We start from the raw sequence: 251 nt of genomic DNA on the forward strand, positions 1-251 counted from the left end.
CATATTTGTCGGGTGACGCTCCTTCCGCCTGAACACCGGACGCCAACGGAATCCTCGTGACACGATAAGGCCCGTCGTTCTCGATTGTGATACCCGGTTTTTCACCGATGATATGCTGTGCTTGTCCGCCTGGCTCACTCCAGGACAGCGCGCCGGACGGGCACGCCCCTACGACCTCCTTGATTTGATCCGGGGTAGCGTTGTCCGGAACGATCCAGGGGTCTCGTTTGGTGTCAAAGGCGGCCTTCAGT

Annotated in this window: 1 protein-coding gene; it reads right to left on the reverse strand. The window is 59.0% G+C overall.

What is annotated here, in order from left to right:
* Window positions 1–251 (reverse strand): (4Fe-4S)-binding protein (locus NXS07_RS21395; RefSeq protein WP_258087690.1); only part of this gene is annotated, 251 nt, incomplete at both ends.

This window comes from Xenorhabdus bovienii, from assembly GCF_024721015.1.
Lineage (GTDB): Bacteria > Pseudomonadota > Gammaproteobacteria > Enterobacterales > Enterobacteriaceae > Xenorhabdus > Xenorhabdus bovienii.